This is a genomic window from Parasphingopyxis sp. (genome assembly GCF_052168275.1).
Taxonomy (GTDB): Bacteria; Pseudomonadota; Alphaproteobacteria; order Sphingomonadales; family Sphingomonadaceae; genus Parasphingopyxis.
This window is the reverse complement of the sequence record NZ_JBQLZM010000077.1, coordinates 1-18,081: the sequence shown is the minus strand read 5'-3', so window position 1 is coordinate 18,081 and position 18,081 is coordinate 1. Positions and strand designations below refer to the sequence as shown.

The following is an 18,081-nucleotide window of genomic DNA, read 5'->3' as shown; positions in this document are numbered from 1 at the left end:
ATGAGCGGCGGACGGACGATCGCGATATTCGGCGCGGGCGGCGCGACGGGCGCGGCCGCGGTCCGCCTCGCCGCCGAGCGCGGCCTTTCGGTGCGCGCGATCGAGCATGACTGGCCCGCCGACGCCCCGGACGGCGCCGCCGTCACCCATCACGCCGCGGACGTCATGCAGGACGACCTCGCCCCGCTCGTCGACGGCGCGGACGCGGTGATCTCCGCCATCGGCCTCGGCCTGTCGCCGCAGACCGTCTTCGATCCCCCGCCCCTCTACACGCGCGGCACCGGCGCCATCGCCGACGCCATGGCGCGGACCGGCGTGCGCCGCCTCGCCGTCGCCTCGGCCACCTTCGTCGAGACGCGCAATATCGGCCCGCTCTGGTTCCGCCTGAGCGCGATGCCCGCGCTGGGCCGCGTCTACGCCCAGATGGGCGAGATGGAGCAGATGCTGCGCGCGCGCCGCGCGATCGACTGGACCGCCGCGCGCCCCGGCTGGCTGCTCGACCTGCCGTACACGGGCGACTATCGCGTGACCGACGACCGCATCGCCCCCGGCCTCATCCGCACCCGCCACGCCGACCTCGCCGACTTCCTCCTGCGCTGCGTGACCCAGGACCGGCACGTCCACGAGACGCCCGCCATCGCGCGCAAGGAAGAGCGGCGCTACGAAAGCCCCGAGGCGCTGGCGGCGGAGTTCGGGTGAGGTCGTCTGCCAAATACCGGTCGATCAGGGACTAGCCCAATGAACCCCGGCGGACTAACAACTGGCCATGGGGAGCATGGACGATAGCGCTCTGAAAAACTTGGTCGAAGAGGCGAAAGCCTCCGGTGGTTCGGAAATGGCGAACTACCAGCTCTTCGTCGAACGGCTGACCGGCGCGCTCGGCGTCGCGCAGCCGGATATGGCGAAGGAGGAAACCCGCCTCAACGATTACGTATTCGAACGGGCCGTAAAATTTCGGCATACAGGCGGCACGACGAGCACCGGCCGGATAGACTGTTACAAGCGCGACTGCTTCATCCTCGAAGCCAAGCAATCGGCCAAGCGCAAAAAGGCGCGCGCCACCGAACAGCTCGAAATGGCGGGGATGGAAGCCACCCAAAAGCTCGGCCACGCCAAACGCGGCACCAAGAGCTGGGACAAGGTAATGATCGCGGCCAAGAAACAGGCCGAGGATTATGCCCGCGCGCTGCCCGACGAGCACGACTATCCCCCCTTCTTGCTGATCGTCGATGTCGGCAATGTAATCGAGGTCTTCGCCGATTTTTCCGGCCAGGGCCGCAACTATGCCCATTTCCCCGATCGCCAAGGCTATCGGCTGTCAATGGACGACCTGCTCGAAAGCGAGGTGCAGGAGCGCCTCCGCGCGATCTGGACCGATCCGCACAGCCTCGATCCGACAAAGATTTCCGCCGCTGTAACCGAGGACATCGCAAAACGCCTCGCCAAGATCGCCAAGAGCCTCGAAAAGCGCCACGATCCGAAAGACATCGCCGAATTTCTGATGCGCTGTCTGTTCACGATGTTCGCCGAAGACGTCGAATTGATCGAGAAATCGGAGGAGGAGAAGCGAACGAAGACCGGACCGTTCGAAAATATGCTCAAACGCATGATCGCTACGCCCGATGTGTTTCCTCAAGCTCTCGAAACGCTCTGGAAAACAATGGACAGCGGTGGATATGTCGGCGAGTTCGGCCGCTCCCTGAAGCGGTTCAACGGCACCCTCTTCAAGTCGTGCAAGGCGCTGCCGCTGAGCGAAGACGATATCCGCGAATTGTGGCTGGCATCGACAAAGGACTGGCGCGATGTCGAGCCGGCGATCTTCGGCACGCTGCTCGAACGCGCGCTCGATACCAAGGAACGCGGCAAGCTCGGCGCGCATTTCACCCCGCGCGTCTATGTCGAGCGGCTGGTCGTGCCGACGATCATCGAACCGCTGCGCGAAGATTGGGAAGAGGTGCAGGCGCGCGTCGAGGATTTGCAGAAACAGGGCGAGGATGACGCCGCGCGGCAGGCGGTGAAGGATTTCCACCACCGGCTCTGCACGACGCGCGTGCTCGATCCGGCCTGCGGCACGGGAAACTTTCTGTACGTCAGCCTCGAACTGATGAAACGCCTCGAAGGCGAGGTTCTGGAGGCGCTCGAGGCGCTCGGCGAGGACGAAGCGAAGCTGCTGCTCGACGGCGAAACGGTTAATCCACGCCAGTTTCACGGGCTGGAGATCAACCCGCGCGCGGTGCCGATCGCCGATCTCGTGCTCTGGCTCGGTTTTCTCAAATGGCAGCTTCGCACAGTGGAGGCGACCAGCCTGCCCGAGCCGATCCTCCACGCCTATGGCACGATCAGGGAGCAGGACGCGATCCTCGCTTATGACAAACAGGAACTGCTGCGCGACGAAGCCGGCAAGCCGCTGTCGGTGTGGGATGGTGAGACCAGGACTACCCACGCCGTGACCGGTGACCTAGTGCCGGATAGAGAAGCGCGGGTGGAGGTCTACGAATATAAGAACCCAAGAGAGGCCATTTGGCCGGATGCAGATTTCATTGTCGGTAATCCTCCTTTCATTGGAAGCCGAAGAAAACGACGGAGATTGGGGCCAGGTTACGTCGAAGCATTGAAGAAGGCTTATCCGAAAATTCCAGCTTCGGCCGACTTGGTTATGGTGTGGTGGGAACGGTCAGCTCGGGCAAAAGCTAAACACAGGCGATTCGGGTTTGTAACGACGAACAGTATTAAACAAACCTTCAATCGCCGTATCGTGCAAAATGCGATTACACGTTCCAGAAGACCAATCAGTCTATCGTTCGCACTTCCGGATCACCCATGGGCGGATGACGAAGACGCCGCGGCAGTACGAATTTCAATGACTGTCGGAGTATTCGATGAACAACGTGCTGGAACATTAAGCGAAATTGTAACTGAACGCAGCGTTCCAGACGGACTTCCAGAGGTTACGACAAGATCTTCCGTTGGACGAATAAACTCGCGCCTCAACATCGGTGTGGACATAGACGATTGCAAAAAGCTCACAGCAAATCGAGATATTTCACATCAAGGAATGATACTGAATGGAACCGGTTTCAGAGTTGAGCGAGTTCCAAGCGAAATAAGGAATTCTTCAATCGATTACAGAGATGTGTTGAAAAGCCACTTTGCCGGAGCAAATTTTGCCGATGGGCGAAAACCGCTCTTCATTTTTGATTTTTTCGGCCTGTCCGAAAACGAAGTGAAAGAAAAATACCCGCACGGATATCAGCATGTCTACAATCGGGTGAAACCTTTTAGGGATGAGGTTGCTGACCAAAAATCCAAGGACGTATGGTGGATTTTTGCGGCTCCAAGAGAAGACTTACGAGATTTAATGAGGAGATCGACGCGCCTCATCGCCACTCGGCGGTCATCAACTCATCGGACCTTCCAGTACGTTCCAGCCAATCTCATTTTGGATGACGGTGCAGTGCTAATAGGCCTCGAGTCGTCCGAGCATCTCTCGGCTCTTTCGTCATACATCCACTGCTTTTGGACGATAGAACAGGCTGCAAGGCTCGGCGTCGGGAATGACGTTAGGTATAACAAGTCAGAGACTTTTGATCCCTTCCCCTTCCCAATTTTATCCGACACCCAATCCGTCACCCTCAACGCGCTAGGCGAACGCCTCGACGCCTTCCGCAAAGAGCGGCTCGCGGAGCATGATTTCCTTACCATGACCGATATGTACAATGTGCTCGAACGGCTGCGCGAGCTGGATGCCGGGGCCGATGTCGCGCCACTGTCGGACAAGGAAAAGGATATCCATGAGGCCGGACTGATCTCGGTGCTCAAGGACATTCACGACGAAATCGATCGCGAAGTTTTCGCCGCCTATGGCTGGGAAGACCTTGGCGAGCGGCTGGTCGGCAGGCCCGGCGCGACGACGCCGAGCCCGCACAAGTCCGAGGACCAGGAGGAGGCTGAGGAGGAGTTGCTGACCCGCCTCGTCGCGCTGAACCAGGAACGCGCGGCCGAGGAAAAGCGCGGGATCGTCCGCTGGCTGCGGCCCGATTACCAGATACCCCGGCTCGGCCATAAGGTCTCCGGCGAGGAACAGCTCGATGCCGAGCTGGTCGAGGCAGGCGTGATCGAGGAGCGGAGCTGGCCGAAGGACGGCCTGGCGCAAATTCGCATCGTGCGCGACGTTTTGGCCGAAGCCGACGCACCATTGTCGCCCGATGCTCTCGCCAAGCTATTCAAGGGCCGGACTACGCAGAAGCGCAAGGATCGCGTCACCGACGTCCTCGAAACGCTCGTCGCGACGGGCGTAGTGCGGTCAACTGGGCCGGAAACCGCCGAATACTATCTGCCCCGCTAAGCGCCTTTCCGCGCACAAGAGCATCATCCCCCTGTCCTATTTGGAAAATCCGTGAGAGCGTCGGGCTGTCCGGGGGCGGTGCGAGTCGCGCCGGGCGTGGATGGCGGGATCGGCGATCGGGCGGGACTAAGACGGGCGATCACCCCCGGCGCGTGTCAACCGGTGTCAACCGGGCGGTCGGGGCGGGACGGACGGCCGGGGCGCGCCGCACCGCGGAATTGCGCGGGTTCGGCGGCGGGCCGGGGGAGCGTTGTCCGGGTTCCTGTGTGTGAACTTTGTGAACTTTGGGGGGTGGCGCTTGGGAGCTTTCGGGGAAACCGTCCCCAAGAACGTTATCCCGACCCGGCGCTATCGCTTGGGAGTCTTCGGCGAAATCGTCCCCCGGACATTTCGCGTTTCCGGTGGCACCCCTTCGCTTGCGCTCGGGAGTTTTTCGGAAGAATGTCCCCCGGACATTCTCTTTATCCGAAAAACTGGTGGGCGCTGACAGGCTCGAACTGCCGACCCTCTCGGTGTAAACGAGATGCTCTACCAACTGAGCTAAGCGCCCGCACCAAATCGTGCGCCGTGCCCCCTGCCAAATCCGGCCGCCCGGCGCAAGCGGATTATCCGGGCAGCAGGTCGCCATTCTGCTGGACCGCGGCGAACCAGCGGTCGAGCGCCTCGGCGGCCTCGTCGGCGAGGTCGATAAAGACGCGGCGGCCGTCGCGCGGGTCGGAGCGGCGGACGAACAGGCCGCGCTCGGTCATCGTGCGGATCCATCTGAGCGCGGTGGTCGGCGGGACGGCGGCGGCGATGCACAGGCTGGAGACGGCGACCTGCCGCTCCTCGAGCCGCGCCGCCATCAGGTCGAGCAGCATGTCCCAGGCGGGATCGGCGAACAGCTCGCTGTCGAAGAAGCGGTCGCGCAGCCGGCGCATGCGGATCATCGCGCGGATGTCCTCCGGGCGGAGCGGATCGGTGCGCGCGGGCTCGGGGCGGAAGGCGAGCGGCGCCTCGGCGAGGCGGTTGTCCCCGCCATCGGGCTTGCCGCTTTCGTCGTGCGAGAGCTCGGCGAGCGCGCGGGCGATGCGGGCGACCTCCTCGCTGAGGCGCATCAGCCGGGTATCGTCGCGTTCGCGGCGGACATCCTGGAGCGCCAGCGAGCGGTTGGCGACCGCGAGGCCGAGCGCCGCGGCCTGCTCGATGCCCCTCGGCGCGCAGAGCAGCGCGATGTCGCCGTGCCGGATCTGCGCGTCGGCGATGTCGAGCAGCTCGATCGGGACCGAGACGACGCTGCGGTACCGGCCGGCGCGCGCGCCCCGGTCGATCTCGCCGAACAGCGTGTCGAGCGCGGCGCCGTGATCCTCGGCCAGGTCGACGAGCGCGGCGTCGAGCGCGATCTGCTCGCCGATCCGCTCGACCGCGTCGGCCGGGCCGGCGGTCGACACGACCCGCGCGCCGATCGCCTCGACCGCGATCCGGCAGCGCCGCTCGCCCCCCGGCGTGTCGGCCACGATCAGGATCGAAGCGGGATCGTCATGGCGGTTCGTCCCTGTATCCGATTGCGTCATAGCGGCATCCCCTGTTCCGTCTATGTTCGCTATATTGCAGCCAATGCGGACCGAGAAGGCTCGACATGCTCCGGAACGGCGCGAAGCGGGGAGACGGGTCTCGATCGGCGAGGCGGGGGCGTTCCGGGCCTCGGCGCCATCCACCGCGGCCTGACGGACGCGGGCGCGCGCGCCGAAACATCCGGAATGGAGTCAAAATGGCGGTATCGGCGCGGACTCGCGAGCCCGGTCAGTCGGCGCCGAGAATCCATTCGAGCGCGGCTTGGGCGTGCAAGGTGGTGGTATCGAAGATCGGCAGCACGTTGCTGTTCGGATTGACGACCATGACCAGCTCCGTGCAGCCGAGCACGACGGCCTCGTTGCCGGCCTTTTCGAGATTGGTGATGAAGGTCTTCATCGTCCGCTTGGATTCGACGCGCGCCTCGCCCATGACGAGCTCGTCGAAGATGATCCGGTCGATCTCGGCCATCCGTTCGGGGTCGGGGATGGCGAGTTCGATGCCGTGGCTCTTGAGCCGGTCGCGCAGGAAGCCCTCGCTCATCGTGAACCGCGTGCCGAACAGCGCGGCCCGGCTGATATTCTCCGCCCGCATCGCGGCCGCCGTCACGTCCCCGACATGGAGCACCGGAATGTCGACGGCGTCGGTCAGATGGTCGTACAGCTTGTGCATCGTGTTGGAGCACAGGACCAGGCCCTCGGCTCCGGCGCCCGCCAGGCGCCTGGCGCTGTCCGCGAGCTGTTCGCCGAGCACGTCCCATTCCCCGTTGGACTGGGCGTTGGCGATGGGCTCGAAATCCAGGCTCTCGATGACCAGCGGCGCGCTATGCCGCCCGCCGAGGCGGTCGCGGACGCCGCGATTGATTTTCTCGTAATAGATCGCGGTCGATACCCAGCTCATCCCGCCGATCAGGCCCAGTTTACGCATCACACACCTCGTATCGCCCATCCGCCCTCATCGAGGCGCTCCGCTGCCGGTTTCCTGCGACCGACGGGAGCGCCAGCGGATCAGTCGAGACTCTTGATGATCTCCTCGCACATTTTCTTCGCGTCGGAGAGCAGCATCATCGTCTGGTCCATATAGAAGACTTCGTTGTCGACCCCGGCATAGCCGACGCCGCCCATCGAGCGCTTGACGAAGAAGATCGTCTTGGCCTTGTCGACGTCGAACACCGGCATGCCGTAGATCGGCGAGCCCTTGTCGGTCTTCGCCGCCGGATTCACCACGTCGTTCGCGCCGATGATGAAGGCGACATCGGCCTGGCTGAATTCGCTGTTGATGTCTTCGAGTTCGAACACCTCGTCATACGGCACGTTCGCTTCGGCCAGCAGGACGTTCATATGGCCCGGCATGCGGCCCGCGACGGGATGGATCGCATATTTGACCGACACGCCCTGTTCCTTCAGCGCATCCGCCATTTCGCGCAGCACATGCTGCGCTTGCGCGACCGCCATGCCGTAGCCGGGAATGATGATGACCTTTTCGGCCTGTTTCATCAGGAAGGCGGCGTCTTCCGCCGAACCGCGCTTCCACGGCCGGTCGATCTTCTCGCCCTGGTCGCCGCCACCGCCGTCGGAGCCGAAGCCGCCCGCGATCACGCTGATGAAACTGCGGTTCATCGCCCGGCACATGATGTAGCTGAGGATCGCGCCCGACGAGCCGACCAGCGCGCCGGTGATGATCATCGCGGTGTTGCCGAGCGTGAAGCCCATCGCAGCCGCCGCCCAGCCCGAATAGCTGTTGAGCATCGAGACCACGACCGGCATGTCCGCGCCGCCGATCGGGATGATCAGCAGGAAGCCGATCGCAAAGGCCAGGCCGGTTACGGTCCAGAACAGCCAGGGCGAGTCGACGCGCGGCGAATCGAGAAAATAGAACCAGCCGATCAAGCCGAGGATTGCGGCGACGGTGCCGAGATTGATGACATGCCGCCCGGGCAGAAGAATGGGCGCGCCGGACATGTTGCCGTTGAGTTTGAGGAACGCGATGACCGAACCCGAGAAAGTGATCGCGCCGATCGCAACGCCAAGCCCCATCTCCACCCGGCTGACCGGCAGGAGAATGCCCTGGGCATCGGTGATTCCGAAAGCGCCGGGATTCAGATAGGCCGCTGCCGCGACCAGCACGGCGGCCATGCCGACCAGCGAGTGAAATCCGGCGACAAGCTGCGGCATCGCCGTCATCGCGATGCGGCGCGCGATGAAAAAACCGATCGAGCCGCCGATCGCGATGGCGATCAGGATTTCCCCGATCCCGGCAATTTCGTGGGTCAGCAATGTCGTGACGACCGCGATCGCCATGCCGATCATGCCAAAGCGATTGCCCGCCCGGCTGCTCTCCGGGCTCGAAAGGCCGCGGAGCGCGAGAATGAACAGGACACCGGCGGCCAGATAGGCCAGCGCGGCCCAGGGATTCACCGCCATCTCGCCCGACGCGGCAAAGGCGGGCGTGGACGCTGCGCCGGCCAGGCCGGCCAACCCGGCCCGCGCCGATAGCGAAAGAGCGCCCATCAGTTGCGCTCCTTCTTCTTGTACATGGCGAGCATGCGCTGGGTGACGGCAAAACCACCAAAGATATTGACCGAGGCGAGAACGATCCCGACGAGTCCCAGCCATTTGGCCTCCTCGCCGCCCGCAACGCCGCCGGCGGCGGCCGCGATGAGCGCGCCGACGATGATCACCGAGGAAATCGCATTGGTCACGGCCATGAGCGGCGTGTGCAGCGCCGGCGTCACCGACCAGACGACATAATAACCGACGAAACAGGCCAGCACGAAGATCGAGAGGATTGAGATAAAGTCCATGGATTGCCCCTAATTCGCCGTGAGGCGCTCGTTGACCACCGCGCCGTCGCGCGTGAGCGTTATGCCTGCGACGATCTCGTCATCCTCCGGAAGGACGGGCGCCTTTGCGTCCTCGTCCCAGAAAGCGCTGAGGAAATTGAACAGGTTGCGCGAGAAGAGCGCCGACGCATCGGCCGCCAGCCGGCCGGCGACGTTGCGATGGCCGACGATCTTCACGCCATGCTGCTCGACCACTTCGCCGGCGACCGCGCCTTCGACATTGCCGCCCTGTTCGACCGCCAGATCCACGATGACGCTGCCCGGTTTCATGGTCGCGATCTGCGCGTCCGAAATCAGCCGCGGTGCCGGCCGTCCCGGGATCAGCGCGGTGGTGATCACGATATCCTGCTTGGCGATATGGGACGATACCAGTTCGGCCTGCGCCTTCTGATATTCTTCGGACATCTCCGTGGCGTAGCCGCCCGTGCCCTCGCCTTCGATTCCCTCGACCTCCTCGACGAAAATCGGCTTGGCGCCGAGGCTCTCGATCTGTTCCTTCGTAGCGGCGCGGACGTCCGTGGCGGAGACTTGCGCTCCGAGCCGACGGGCCGTCGCAATCGCCTGAAGACCGGCGACGCCGACGCCCATCACGAAACAGCGCGCCGCGGAAACGGTGCCCGCAGCCGTCATCATCATCGGAAAGGCCCGGCCATATTCGGAGGCCGCATCGAGCACCGCCTTGTATCCGGCGAGGTTCGACTGGCTCGACAGAATGTCCATGGACTGGGCGCGCGTGATGCGCGGCATGAATTCCATCGCCAGGGCGCCAATCCCGGCCGCGGCATAGGCGTCCACCCGTTCGCGCTGTCCGAAGGGATCGAGCGCGCCGATCAACCAGGCACCCTTTTTTGCCTTCGCCAGTTCCGCGGGATCGGGGCCGCGGACGCAAAACAAGGCATCGGCGTCGGCAACCACGGCCTCTCGGTCGCCAATATCGGCACCGGCCTCGCGATACTCCGTATCGGCAAAACCGGCCGTTTCGCCAGCACCTGACTCGACCGCCATGGCGGCACCGAGCGCAACGAACTTCTTGACGGTTTCCGGCGTCGCGGAGACTCTCGTTTCGAGCGGGTCGCGCTCTTTCAGGACGGCGATTTTCAAAAGGTGGTGCCCCCGCTCAGGTGATCGCGATGACCGCGGCTATAGCAGCAATGATCGAGAGTATCGTTCCCCATTTCAATAGGCTCAAAAAGCCCGAATAGGTGGTATCATGGGCCTTGTAATCCATGTCCGGATGGCCGTTTTCGTGAGTCATCTGCGCTACCCCTGCATATTTCGGAAACTGTTCGGACAACGTCTAACCGTCGCCTCTCCGCGCCTCAAGCGAAATTGCCCATGATTTTTCTGGTCCGCGCCCAAGCTCAGCTGCGCCCAGACCTTAATGCGGCTTTTACCCTGCTCGGTCTATGGCACCTTGGTTCCATCCCAAGCGAGGTCGTGAATGCCGGAAGACAGGGCGAAAACACTGCTGCTGATTGATGACGAGCCTGCTCAGGGCCGGCTGATCGCAGCCATCGCCGCCCGATCGGGATGGCGGAGCCTTCGCGCGGAATCGGGCAAGGATGCCCTGCTGCTGCTCGGATCGCGGGATTGCGAACCGGTCGACGCGGTGTTGATAGACTATTGGGCGCCGAGTTCCGACGATGTCAGCCTGATCGAGCAGGTGCTGGAGCTCCGCCCGAAGCTGCCGGTTCTCGTGATCACGGCGCAATCGAAAGTCTCGATCGCCGTCGATGCGATGCGGGCCGGAGCCACGGATTTCCTGGCCAAGCCGATTGCGCCGGAACGGCTGGTGGCCGCGCTCGACGCGGCGACCGAAGCGCATCAGCACCGGGGCGAGTTGCGGCCGCTGAGCGAGAAGGTTTCGCAGACGCTGCCCTTCGACGAAGTCGTGGGATCCGCGCCGGAGTTCCGAGCGGCACTGGCCATCGCCGCGAAGGCAGCCCGTTCGCGGGTTCCGGTGCTGATCAACGGCGAGCCGGGCGTCGGCAAGGAAGTCTTCGCCCGGGCGATTCACGCGGCAAGCCCGCGGGCCAAGCGGCCGCTCTACACGCTGAATTGCGGAGCGACACCGGCGAACCTGATCGAATCCGAACTGTTCGGCCACGAAAAGGGCGCCTTTGCTGGCGCATTCGAAAAGCATATCGGCAAGCTCGCCGAGGCCGATGGCGCGACATTGTTCATCGACGAGCTCGCGGCCATTCCCGCCGAGGTACAGGCCAAACTGGCGAACACCATCGAGAACGGCATCATCCGTCCGATTGGCGCGCCGCGCGGTTTCGAGGTCGATGTGCGGCTGATTACCGGCGCGAACAGCGATCTGCTCGAACAGGTATCCGCCGGCAATTTCCGGGAAGACCTGTACTACCGTCTCAATATCGTCGGGCTGACCATTCCGCCGCTGCGCAAGCGTGCGGGGGACATACCGCCCCTCGCCCGGCATCTGCTCACGCGTATCGCCGGACAGCCGGGGATGCGCGCGCTCGGTATCACCGACGACGCGCTGGCCGTGCTCATGCGGTACGACTGGCCCGGCAACGTCCGGCAGCTGCAGGACACGCTGTTTCGCGCGGCCATCGGATGCCAGGGCGCCGCCCTGACCTCGGCGGACTTTCCCGAAATCGCCGATCTCGTCCGCCGGTCCGAGGGCCGCCCGAACGATACCCCGTCCGCCGTCCACGCTTTTGCCGACGGCCCGGGCGTCGCGCTCTACGAGCCCGACGGCAATCTGCGGCCGCTCGCGGATATCGAGGCCGACGTCATCCGCCTCGCCATCGGTCATTATCGCGGCCGGATGACCGAGGTCGCCCGGCGTCTCGGGATCGGCCGTTCGACTCTCTACCGCAAACTCGCCGAACTCGGGATCGACAACGCCGCCTAGCCGGGCGGTATCAGGGCCGCGTCCCGGAGGCCGCGCCAGACATGGAGCGCCTGAACGCTCTCGGCCACGTCATGCACCCTTAGCAGCTGGACGCCCTGGGCGGCGCCCAGCGTCACCAGCGCCAGCGAACCGCCGAGCCGTTCCTCCGCGGGTGCCTCGTTGGACAGGGCGCCGATCAGCCGCTTGCGGCTGGCGCCGAGCATGATCGGACAGCCGAGGCCGTGAAACAGGCTGAGCCCGTTGATCAGGGCCAGATTGTGCTGAAGCGCCTTCCCGAAACCGACGCCCGGATCGACCACGATCTTGTCGCGCGCGACACCGCCTTCGACCAGTTCGGCTATCCGGTTTTCGAGCCAGTCATAAACCTCGACGAGCGGATCGCGATACACGGGATCGGCATGGAGTTCATGGCCCTTGCCGGCATGGTGCATGATGACGACCGGGCAGCCGGCCTTGGCGACGAGCGCGAGAGACCGGTCGTCGAACCGCAGCGCGCTGACATCGTTGACGACCGCGGCACCCGCCGACAATGCGGCCTCCATCACCGCCGCCTTGCGCGTGTCCACCGACACCGCAACGCCCGACGCGGCCAGCCGCTCGATCACCGGAATGACACGTTCCATCTCGTCGCCTTCCCAGACGTCGGCCGCGCCCGGACGGGTGGATTCTCCGCCGACATCGATCATCGCGGCCCCGCGCGCACTCATCGCGAAACCGGCATCGGCCGCGCCTTCGGGATTGTCGCTGTGGCGTCCGCCATCGGAAAAACTGTCGGGAGTGACGTTCAATATTCCGGCGATCCGCGGCTCGTCGAACCGAAGAACCCTGTCGCCGAGTTGAAAGGGCGCGCGCGGTTCGCCGATCCGCGCCATGACTATACGCGCCCGTTCGGCCTGGGCATCGGTCAACGAACCGACAAAATCGTCGAGCGCGTCGATGGGCACAAGTCGGGGGGCCAGACGCTCGCCGCCATCGACGACGATCACGTCGAACGCGCTGAACCAGAGCAAACCGCCGGCAAGGCGCATCACTTGCCCGTCCAGGCCGAACGGCGCCTCGACGAAGCCTGTCGGCCGGAAATAGAGGCTGGCGCTGGACGGGATTTCGGTCATGCCACCCCTTTAGCGCGGTGCCGTCGGAAAGCCATGCGGATGCAAACGCAATCGGGAAAAAGCGATCAGGGAAAATGCGCGAGCCGGTATTCGGCGCGCAGATCGTCGATGGATTTCAGTCCGTCATCGCTCTCGAAATGCCAGAACGTCCAGCCATTGCAGGAGGGCGCCCCCTGTAGCAGCGCCCCGAGCTTGTGGATCGAGCCTTCCTTGCCGTTCCTGGTGACGAGCGACCCGTCGATCCGCACTTCGGCCTTCCAGCGGCGTTTGCTGTCCATCAGCATCGCGCCGGGTTTGAGCATGCCGGTCTCGATCAGGGCGCCGAACGGCACCTTGGGTTGCGCTGCATTCGACTTCATGATGGTGAGCGCCGATTCATCGAGCGGCAGCGCCGCCTCGATCCGCTCGCGCGCCACGCGGCAATAGCGTTTTTCGCGTTCGATGCCGACCCAGCGACGGCCCAGGCGACGCGCTACGGCCCCGGTCGTTCCGGTGCCGAAAAACGGGTCGAGGACGACATCGCCAGGCTGGGTGCTGGCGAGCATGACCCGGTACAGCAGCGCCTCGGGTTTTTGCGTCGGGTGCGCCTTCTTGCCGCCATCTTTCAGCCGTTCCTGGCCGGCGCAGATCGGGATGAGCCAGTCCGATCGCATCTGCAGTTCGTCGTTGAGCGACTTCATCGTCTTGTAGTTGAACGTGTATTTCGCCTTCTCGCTTTTCGACGCCCAGATCATCGTTTCATGGGCGTTGGTGAAGCGCGTGCCGCGAAAGTTCGGCATCGGGTTTGCCTTGCGCCAGACGATGTCGTTGAGGATCCAGTATCCCTCGTCCTGCAACGCAGCTCCGACCCGGAAGATATTGTGATAGCTGCCGATTACCCAGAGCGTGCCATCGGGTTTGAGGATGCGGCGCGCCTCTTTGAGCCAGGCGCGCGTGAAAGCGTCGTAAGCGGCAAAACTGTCAAACTTGTCCCAGTCGTCGTCGACCGCGTCGACCTGGCTGCCCTCGGGTCGGTAGAGGTCGCCGCCCAGCTGAAGATTGTAGGGCGGGTCGGCGAAAATCATGTCGATACAGCCATCGGGCAGAGACGCCATCGCGGCAACGCAATCGTCCTCGAGAATGCGATCGGTTTCGATTTCGACCGGTTCTTTCCGCCGCGCGCTCTTCGCGCCGCGTGCCGTCTCGAGCTGTTCTGCAATCGTCATCCGCCATGCCCCTTGCGAAAAGAGGTGGGAGCCTGAGTCAACCGGACTCCCGGGTCAAGGCGAACATCGTTAACGAACAAGATGAGGAATTGGTTAACGGAACGGGAACGAAAAGAGTCCGCCACCAGATATAGCCCGTCGCAGCGGAAGCCGGACTCAAGATGCTGCGGTGTGGCGGGAAAGACTCAAAGGTCGAGCAATGACTGCGCGACGGGCGCGAAGCTCCGGCGATGGAGAGTACACGGTCCATGCTCCCGAAGGGCGTCCAGATGGGCGCGGGTCGGATAGCCCTTGTTGCGCTCCCAACCGTAGTGCGGGTGGCTTTTCGCGGCCGCCAGCATCATCCGGTCGCGCACTTCCTTGGCGATAATCGACGCCGCCGAGATGCAGGGATGCAAAGCGTCGCCGCCGACGACCGCCTCGGCGGAATGGCGCCAGTCGGGGAGCCGGTTGCCGTCGACGAGTATGTGGGCCGGCGCGACGGCCAAAGCGTCCACTGCCCTTCGCATCGCCGCGAGCGTGGCCTGGAGGATATTGATCCGGTCGATCTCGCCCGGTTCGGACATGCCGACGCCGACGATGCAGCGCGCGCGGATTTGCGTCTCGAGTTCGGCGCGCTGGCTGGCGCTCAGCTTCTTGCTGTCGTCGAGACCGGCAATCCCGTCGTCGCACAGGATGACCGCCGCCGCGACGACCGGCCCGGCCAGCGGCCCCCTGCCAGCCTCGTCGACCCCGGCCACCGGACCGCTCACGGCCAGAATTCTCGCACAGTCGCGAAACCGAGCGGGCCGTTGCCCCTGCCGAGGCCCGGTGCCGCCTTGAGCGCCGCCCGCACAAAGCCGCGGGCGCGGCTGGCGGCTTCAACGGGCGCCATGCCCTGCCCCAAGCCGGTGGCCAAGGCGCTCGAAAGCGTACAGCCCGTGCCGTGACTGTGCTCCGTATCGATCCGGCTGCTCTTCCAGCGGTCGACCTTGCCGTCGGGCTGGACGAGAATGTCGGTAACGAGTCGGTCGTCGAGATGCCCGCCCTTGGCCAGGACGGTGCAGTCGGCGTCGCGCGCCAGCCGGCGCGCCTCGCGCTCCATTTCATAGGCGGACGACAGCCGCGAAGAGGTCAGCCGTGCGAGTTCCGGAAGGTTGGGCGTCAGGACCGTGGCGACCCGCATGAGTTTGTGAAACGCGGCGATGGTCGCGTCGTCCGCGAGCACCGATCCGCTCGTCGCGACCATCACCGGATCGAATACAATGGGAGCATTGATCTTGCCCAAACGCTCGACAAGCGCTTCCACCAGTTCGCCGGACCCGAGCATGCCGACCTTGATCGCGTCGATACCGATATCCGAATCGACGGAGTCGATCTGGGCGAGCACCGTCTCGGTACGCACGGGCTCGACTGCCTGGACCCCGATGGTGTTCTGGGCGGTGACGACGGTAACCGCGGTCATCGCATGACCGCCGAGTAGCGTGATCGTCTTGATGTCCGCCTGGATCCCGGCGCCGCCCCCGCTGTCCGAGCCCGCGATAGCGAGAATCCGGGCCGGCTTCGTCACGCGTTGGCCTTGTATTTTCGCTCCGTCGAGGCCGGAAAGCGGACCAGAAGAGCGGTTGCGCGGACAGGCCGTTGTCGCAGTTCGCCGCCGCAATTCGGGCAGCTGCCGGCTAGCGGTCCCGCCTTGCAATCCGAACAGAAGGTGCATTCGAACGAGCAGATGTGCGCACCGGATTTCTCGGCCGGCAAGTCGATGCCGCAACGTTCGCAATCCGGCCGCATCTCCAGCATCAGGCAGCATCCTCCACCGCCGAGCAGATATCGTCGACCACGGCTTCGATCAGGCCTTCGTCCTCGCCCTCGGCCATCACCCGGATCAGCGGCTCGGTTCCCGACTTCCGGATCAGCACGCGGCCGGTGGCCGAAAGTCTGGCTTCACCGTCGGCGATGGCGGCCTTGACCGATTCCTCGGCGAGCGGGTCCCCGCCATTGTAGCGCACATTCTTGAGCAGCTGCGGATAGGGTTCGAACAGGTGCAGTACCTCGCTGGCCGGCTTGCCGCTCGCCACGAGCGCCGCCAATATCTGCAGACCGGCGATCAACCCGTCGCCGGTCGTCGCATAATCGGTCAGGATCAGGTGCCCTGACTGCTCGCCGCCGACATTGCACCCCCTGGCCCGCATCATCTCGAGCACGTGGCGGTCGCCAACCCTGGCCCGAAGCAACGACAATCCGGCGTCCTCGAGAAATCTCTCGAGACCGAGATTCGACATCACGGTCGCGACGACGGCGCCGCCTTTGAGTTTGCCGCGCTGGTTCCAGTCGGACGCGATCAGCGCCATGAGCTGGTCGCCATCGACGATCGTACCGCGCTCGTCGACGACGATCAGTCGGTCGGCATCGCCGTCGAGCGCCAATCCCAATGCGGCGCCCTCCTCGACCACGCGCTCGCACAATGTCTGCGGATAGGTCGATCCGCAATTGTCGTTGATATTGGTGCCGTCCGGTTCGACGCCAAGCGCCACGACGTCCGCTCCCAGCTCCCAGAGCGCCGACGGCGCGACCTGATAGGCAGCGCCGTTGGCGCAATCGATCACGATCTTCATGCCGTCCAGCCGCATATCGGCCGGGAAGGTCATCTTGGCATCATGGATGTAACGGCCCTTCACATCCTCGACACGGCGCGCCCGGCCGATCTGGTCGGAAGGCACCAGATGCGGCGGCTCGAGCAGAAGGCCCTCGATCGCGATTTCGTCTTCGTCCGAAAGCTTGTACCCATCCGGGCCGAACAGTTTTATCCCGTTGTCGTAAAAGGGATTGTGGCTCGCCGAAATCATGACCCCCAGATCCGCGCGCATCGATGTCGTCAGCATCGCGACGCCCGGCGTCGGCATCGGACCGACCATGATCACGTCCATACCCACGCTCGTGAAACCGGCGACAAGCGCCGATTCCATCATATATCCCGACAGCCGCGTATCCTTTCCGATGACGACCCGGTGGCGATGATCGCCCCTCAGAAAATGGGCGCCGGCCGCCTGGCCGACTTTCATCGCCACATCCGCCGTCATCGGCGCCTGGTTGGTCCGGCCCCGGATGCCGTCGGTTCCGAAATAGCTGCGCGTCATTGATACTCGCTTTTCATGTGATTCCGCTTGTGCCTCTCCTAGCCGCCGCCCATGATCGTGTGAAGCACGATGGCCATAGGGAAGGATTGGCATGATCGCATGGCTGGAGGGGGCGCTCGCCGATCTCAACGCACTGGTCTTCACCAAGGTCCCGATTTTCGGCGTCGATGTCACCCTGATCGTCGTCTGGCTCGCGCTTCCGATGGTGATATTCACGCTGTGGCTCGGTTTCATCAATATCCGCGGCTTCCGATATTCGATCCGCATCCTCAGCAAGCCGGGCCACAATATCGACGCTCCGGGACAGATCAGCCAGTTCGGCGCTTTGACCACCGCGCTGTCCGGAACGGTGGGCCTCGGCAATATCGCCGGCGTCGCCGTCGCCATCGCGACCGGCGGCCCGGGCGCCGCCTTCTGGATGTTCGTGATCGGTTTCTTCGCGATGACGCTGAAATGCGTCGAAGTGACCCTCGGCCACAAATATCGCGTCGTGAACGGTGACGGGACGATCCGGGGCGGCCCGATGTACGCGCTCAAGAACGGCCTGGCGGCGCGCGGCTGGCCGAAGATCGGGCTCGTGCTGGGCGGGTTTTACGCCTTTTTCGCGCTCGGCGGCGCCATCCCACTGGTCCAGGTCAATCAGAGCTTCGCCCAGGTGCAGAACGTCACGGGTTTCGAGAGCGGCGCGGGATATGGCGCGATCCTGGCGGTGCTTGTCGGCCTCGTCGTGATCGGCGGTGTGCGCTGGCTGGCGCGGGTCACTTCGCTGCTCGTGCCGGCGATGGCCGCCATCTACCTGATCGGCGTCTTCGCGATCATCTTCGCGAACTTCGCCGAACTGCCGACCGCGATCGCGACGATCGTCGGCGCGGCGTTCAGCGGCGAGGCGGCGGCCGGAGGCGTGCTCGGCGCCTTTGTCGTCGGCATGCAGCGCGCCGTGTACTCGAGCGAAGCCGGGGTCGGATCGGCGGTCATCGCCCATGCCCAGGCACGCACGCACGAACCCGCATCCGAAGGGCTCGTCGCGTT

The 18,081-nt window shown here is 64.2% G+C and carries 16 protein-coding genes and 1 tRNA gene; 4 read left to right on the top strand and 13 right to left on the bottom strand.

Features of this window, described 5'->3' with window-relative positions:
- On the top strand, positions 1 to 699 hold the full coding sequence (locus tag ACTS1X_RS07075; RefSeq protein ID WP_442613683.1) for an NAD(P)-dependent oxidoreductase: 699 nt from the start codon (positions 1 to 3) through the stop codon (positions 697 to 699).
- Positions 700 to 766: 67 nt separating this feature from the next.
- Positions 767 to 4,345, top strand: coding sequence for a class I SAM-dependent DNA methyltransferase (locus ACTS1X_RS07070; protein ID WP_442613682.1), 3,579 nt, complete (start codon positions 767 to 769; stop codon positions 4,343 to 4,345).
- Between the two features lie 474 nt (positions 4,346 to 4,819).
- Here the strand turns inward: ACTS1X_RS07070 and ACTS1X_RS07065 are convergent.
- The 7 genes from ACTS1X_RS07065 to ACTS1X_RS07035 all read right to left on the bottom strand — a co-directional run bounded on the left by ACTS1X_RS07065 (position 4,820) and on the right by ACTS1X_RS07035 (position 9,993).
- Positions 4,820 to 4,895: transfer RNA gene (locus tag ACTS1X_RS07065), tRNA-Val, on the bottom strand.
- A gap of 55 nt (positions 4,896 to 4,950) precedes the next feature.
- Positions 4,951 to 5,898 carry a winged helix DNA-binding protein gene (locus tag ACTS1X_RS07060; protein WP_442613681.1) on the bottom strand — a complete coding sequence of 316 codons (948 nt, stop codon included), beginning with the start codon at positions 5,896 to 5,898 and terminating at the stop codon, positions 4,951 to 4,953.
- A 229-nt stretch (positions 5,899 to 6,127) separates the two neighbouring features.
- Positions 6,128 to 6,823, bottom strand: a complete 696-nt coding sequence (locus tag ACTS1X_RS07055) for an aspartate/glutamate racemase family protein (protein ID WP_442613680.1) — start codon at positions 6,821 to 6,823, stop codon at positions 6,128 to 6,130.
- Positions 6,824 to 6,903: 80 nt separating this feature from the next.
- Positions 6,904 to 8,319, bottom strand: coding sequence for an NAD(P)(+) transhydrogenase (Re/Si-specific) subunit beta (locus tag ACTS1X_RS07050; RefSeq protein WP_442613700.1), 1,416 nt, complete (start codon positions 8,317 to 8,319; stop codon positions 6,904 to 6,906).
- A gap of 86 nt (positions 8,320 to 8,405) precedes the next feature.
- Entirely contained in the window at positions 8,406 to 8,699 is a 294-nt protein-coding gene (locus tag ACTS1X_RS07045) for a proton-translocating transhydrogenase family protein (RefSeq protein WP_442613679.1), read from the bottom strand.
- 9 nt (positions 8,700 to 8,708) lie between these two features.
- Complete coding sequence (locus tag ACTS1X_RS07040; protein WP_442613678.1) at positions 8,709 to 9,839, bottom strand: Re/Si-specific NAD(P)(+) transhydrogenase subunit alpha; 1,131 nt, start codon at positions 9,837 to 9,839, stop codon at positions 8,709 to 8,711.
- A 16-nt stretch (positions 9,840 to 9,855) separates the two neighbouring features.
- Positions 9,856 to 9,993, bottom strand: a complete 138-nt coding sequence (locus ACTS1X_RS07035) for an aa3-type cytochrome c oxidase subunit IV (RefSeq protein WP_442613677.1) — start codon at positions 9,991 to 9,993, stop codon at positions 9,856 to 9,858.
- Positions 9,994 to 10,179: 186 nt separating this feature from the next.
- On the opposite strand from ACTS1X_RS07035, the gene ACTS1X_RS07030 reads away from it, so the two are divergent.
- Entirely contained in the window at positions 10,180 to 11,619 is a 1,440-nt protein-coding gene (locus ACTS1X_RS07030; RefSeq protein ID WP_442613676.1) for a sigma-54-dependent transcriptional regulator, read from the top strand.
- Here ACTS1X_RS07030 and folP read toward each other — a convergent pair.
- The 6 genes from folP to glmM form a co-directional block, all read right to left on the bottom strand.
- On the bottom strand, positions 11,616 to 12,731 hold the full coding sequence (folP, locus tag ACTS1X_RS07025; RefSeq protein WP_442613675.1) for a dihydropteroate synthase: 1,116 nt from the start codon (positions 12,729 to 12,731) through the stop codon (positions 11,616 to 11,618). The two genes, ACTS1X_RS07030 and folP, sit on opposite strands and share 4 nt — an antisense overlap.
- Before the next feature lie 65 nt (positions 12,732 to 12,796).
- Positions 12,797 to 13,936 (bottom strand): site-specific DNA-methyltransferase, encoded by a 1,140-nt coding sequence (locus ACTS1X_RS07020; protein WP_442613674.1) that lies wholly within the window; start codon positions 13,934 to 13,936, stop codon positions 12,797 to 12,799.
- Between the two features lie 185 nt (positions 13,937 to 14,121).
- Positions 14,122 to 14,688 carry a ribonuclease HII gene (locus tag ACTS1X_RS07015; RefSeq protein ID WP_442613673.1) on the bottom strand — a complete coding sequence of 189 codons (567 nt, stop codon included), beginning with the start codon at positions 14,686 to 14,688 and terminating at the stop codon, positions 14,122 to 14,124.
- A complete protein-coding gene (gene thiD, locus ACTS1X_RS07010) occupies positions 14,685 to 15,485 on the bottom strand; it encodes a bifunctional hydroxymethylpyrimidine kinase/phosphomethylpyrimidine kinase (RefSeq protein WP_442613672.1) in 801 nt (266 codons plus the stop codon). Before thiD ends, ACTS1X_RS07015 begins: the two co-directional genes overlap by 4 nt.
- Complete coding sequence (locus tag ACTS1X_RS07005; protein ID WP_442613671.1) at positions 15,482 to 15,715, bottom strand: DUF1272 domain-containing protein; 234 nt, start codon at positions 15,713 to 15,715, stop codon at positions 15,482 to 15,484. The genes thiD and ACTS1X_RS07005 overlap by 4 nt, the downstream gene beginning before the upstream one ends.
- Positions 15,715 to 17,052 carry a phosphoglucosamine mutase gene (gene glmM / locus ACTS1X_RS07000; protein ID WP_442613670.1) on the bottom strand — a complete coding sequence of 446 codons (1,338 nt, stop codon included), beginning with the start codon at positions 17,050 to 17,052 and terminating at the stop codon, positions 15,715 to 15,717. The genes ACTS1X_RS07005 and glmM overlap by 1 nt, the downstream gene beginning before the upstream one ends.
- 91 nt (positions 17,053 to 17,143) lie before the next feature.
- On the opposite strand from glmM, the gene ACTS1X_RS06995 reads away from it, so the two are divergent.
- The coding region (locus ACTS1X_RS06995; protein WP_442613669.1) for an alanine/glycine:cation symporter family protein at positions 17,144 to 18,081 on the top strand (938 nt) is incomplete at its 3' end.